The organism is Burkholderia sp. Ax-1720, assembly GCF_011753035.1.
In the GTDB taxonomy this organism is placed as follows: Bacteria; Pseudomonadota; Gammaproteobacteria; order Burkholderiales; family Burkholderiaceae; genus Burkholderia; species Burkholderia gladioli.
The window spans coordinates 1-2,807 of the sequence record NZ_VWWK01000347.1; the positions used below are offsets into that span (position 1 = coordinate 1).

2 protein-coding genes and 1 pseudogene are annotated in these 2,807 nt (G+C 73.4%); 1 reads left to right on the forward strand and 2 read right to left on the reverse strand.

Annotation, left to right across the window (positions count from 1 at the left end; all coding sequences use genetic code 11):
* Positions 1–240: pseudogene (locus tag F3J18_RS36450) on the reverse strand (hypothetical protein); the annotation flags it as partial.
* A gap of 117 nt (positions 241–357) precedes the next feature.
* A complete protein-coding gene (locus F3J18_RS36455) occupies positions 358–1,233 on the reverse strand; it encodes a LysR family transcriptional regulator (RefSeq protein ID WP_025096915.1) in 876 nt (291 codons plus the stop codon).
* A gap of 107 nt (positions 1,234–1,340) precedes the next feature.
* On the opposite strand from F3J18_RS36455, the gene F3J18_RS36460 reads away from it, so the two are divergent.
* Positions 1,341–2,807, forward strand: a 1,467-nt coding sequence (locus tag F3J18_RS36460) for an MFS transporter (RefSeq protein ID WP_166916996.1), incomplete at its 3' end; no start/stop codon positions are given.

Here is a 2,807-nt window from a genome sequence, read left to right on the forward strand (position 1 = left end):
GGCGTCGGCTGCCGCGGCCTGCCTGGCCGCGGCCTGTTTCGCGTCGCGCCGGCGCGCGGCCACGCCGGCGATCGACAGCAGCAGCAACTCGGCGATGGCGGCCACCGCGCCGGCCGCCAGGCCGGCCAGCACGCCATGTCGGGTGCCGGCCACCAGGCCGGCGAACAGGGGAATCAGCAGCAGGAGCGCGAGCATGGCGAGCGAACCGGTCCAGGAAACGGCGGCCGCGAGGGGCCGCATGGCGATCGTCCGATGATAAGCGTGCCGTGCCTCGCCGAACAAGCGGGGAAAGCGCGAGGCGGCTGGCGGCCTTTCGTTGGCCTTCCTCGGGCGCGGCCTGGCCGCGGCTGCCGCCTTTCAGCCGTCCCCGCGCGCGTGGCGCAGGAAGGCGCGCACCGCCTGCGAGCGCTCGTGCCGGCGAAACAGCAGGGCGATCTCGGAAGGCACCGGCTTGCCGGCCAGCGGCCGGCACACCACGCCGGCCAGCGTCACGCAGTCGAACACGGCGCGCGGCACGATCGCCACCGTGTCGCCCAGCGAGACGCGCGCGATCACCTCCACCAGCCGGCCCGGGCGCGATTCGATCTGCGGCGCGAAGCGGCCGCGCCGCGCCACCTCCAGCATGCCGCCTTCCTGTTCGGGCACCGTGAAGCGCGCATCGCGCAACTGGCGCGGCTGGATCGCCTCGCAGGCGGCCAGCGGCGAGCCTTCGGGCAGGGCCACCACGAATTCGTCGACATGCACGCGCACCGCCTGGATTCCCTCGGGGCAGGCCACCGGCGGGCGCACGTAGGCGAGGTCGAGCCGGCCCTCGTCGAGCATCTCCGGGATCTCGACCAGCGGCAGCTCGGCCACCTGCACGTCGACCTGCGGGCGCAGCCGGCGAAAGCCGATCACGGCCTGCTGCATCACGCCGGTGAAGGCGGCCGAGCCGACGTAGCCGACCCGGATTCGGCCGATCTCGCCGCGCTCGGCGCGCTGGCCCAGTTCGTGGGCGCGCCCGAGCGCGGCCAGCGCGGCGGCTGCCTCGGGCAGGTAGGCGCTGCCGGCCGGGGTCAGCGCCACCGAGCGCCGGGTGCGCTGGAACAGCCGGAACTGCAGCAGGCGCTCGGCCTCCTGGACCTGCTTGGTGAGGTAGGGCGGCGCGATGCCGAGCGCCTCGGCGGCGCGCGCGAAATGCAGGTGCTCGGCGACGGCCAGCACGCAGCGGACATGGCGCAGTTCGAGCTTCACCGTGTGTTAATCGATTCGTGAATGAAGTTGTGATTTTATGATATCGACGGGAAATAGCCAGTTGCTTAGCATCGTCTCCGATCGACAAGGAATCCAGAGGAACCACGATGACGACGCGGCAGGCAGGCGGGGACGCGATCCCCGCGCAAGCACACGAACCCGGGCCGGCGCCGGCCGCCACCGGCGCGCGGCGCGCCTCGCCGGCCTTCCTGCTGGCGACGGCCTCGGCCACCTGCGCGCTGATCACGCTCGACACCAATATCGTGGCGGTCTCGCTGCCCTCGATCGCGCGGGCCTTCCACGCCGGTTTCGCCGCCGCGGAATGGGTGGTGAGCGCCTACATGGTGTCGTTCGCCTCCTGCCTGCTGCCGATGGGCGCGCTGGCCGACCGCTACGGCCGCAAGCGCATGATGCTGCTGGGCCTGCTGGCCTTCGCGGCGGCCTCGCTGGCCTGCGGAATGGCGCCCTCGGTGCTGTTCCTCAACCTGGCGCGCGCCGCCAAGGGGATCGGCGCGGCGATGCTGCTGACCGCCGCGCTGGCGGTGATCGCCCATGCCTTTCCCGAGCCGCGCGAGCGGGCCCGCGCCTGGGCGATCTGGGGCATGACGATGGGCATCGCCACCACGGTGGCGCCGCTGGTGGGCGGCGTGATCACGCAATGGATCGGTTGGCGCTGGATCTTCCTGCTGAACCTGCCGGTCTGCGCGGTGCTGCTCGGCTGCGCCTGGAAGGCGGTGGGCGAGTCGCGCCACGTGGGCGCGAGGCGCGTCGACGTGCTCGGCAGCGCGCTGTTCGGCACCGGGCTGGCGAGCGGCATCTGGGCCCTGATCGGCAGCCAGGGCGCCGGCTGGGGCAGCGCCGCGACGCTCTCGCGCTTCGCGGCCTGCGCGCTGCTGTTGGCCGCGTTCGTGCAGGTCGAGCGGCGCCGCGAGCACGCCATGATCGATCTCGCGCTGTTCTCGCAGGCGCGCTTCGTGGCCGCCGTGCTCGGCATGTTCGGTTATGCCGCCTGCGCCCAGGTGATGATGACCTTCCTGCCGCTCTACCTGCAGAACGCCTTCGGCTGGGTCGCCGTGCAGGCGGGCCTGGGCATGCTGCCGTTCGCGGTGGCGATGGTGGCCGGGCCCTACCTCGGCGCGCGCCTGTCGCGTCGCTTGTCGGGCGGCGCGATGCTGTCCGCCGGGCTGCTGCTGGTGGGCGCCGGCAACCTGCTGACGGCGGCCGTCGCGGCCGGCGGCGGCTACGGGCTGGTGTCGCTCGGCATGGTCGTGACGGGGCTCGGCGCCGGCGTGCTGAACGGCGACACGCAGAAGGCCATCATGGCCTGCGTGCCGCCCGAGCGCACCGGCATGGCTTCGGGGATCAGCACCACCACGCGCTTCGCGGCCATCGTCACTTCGATCGGCGTGCTCGGCGCGGTGCTGGCCGCGCGCACGCACGGCGCGCTGGAGGCGGCGCTGTGGGCCCATCCGCAGGTGCGGCCGCAGCTCGACGCGGCCTTCATGTCCAGGCTGCTGGCGGGCGACCCGGCGCATGCGATCGCCGGCCTGCCGGCGCCGCTGCGGGCGCTGGTG